This is a genomic window from Pantoea sp. GbtcB22, assembly GCF_019091025.1.
GTDB lineage: Bacteria > Pseudomonadota > Gammaproteobacteria > Enterobacterales > Enterobacteriaceae > Pantoea > Pantoea leporis.
In genome coordinates, this window is the sequence record NZ_JAGXKB010000718.1 from 1 (window position 1) to 241 (window position 241).

Below are 241 nucleotides of genomic sequence, written 5' to 3' on the forward strand. Positions count from 1 at the left end.
ATTCGCCAGTCGATTTAACGGACTTAATGAAATCGACTTTAAAAGCGAACGAAAAACAATTGCAAGAACAAATCGATTTTTGGCAACATGAATTTAAATTTTGGAAATAGTGTACATATTAATATTACTGAACAAAAATGATATATTTAAACTATTCTAATTTAGGAGGATATTTTTATGGAGTGGGTATTTAAAAATTTGGGGAATTTATATGAGGTGAAAGGATAATTTACCCCTATAA

The 241-nt window shown here is 27.8% G+C and carries 1 pseudogene; it reads left to right on the forward strand.

Annotated features, from left to right (window positions below):
- A pseudogene (locus KVT28_RS26455) lies at positions 1-110 on the forward strand (replication initiation protein); the annotation flags it as partial.
- Positions 111-241: the final 131 nt, after the last annotated feature.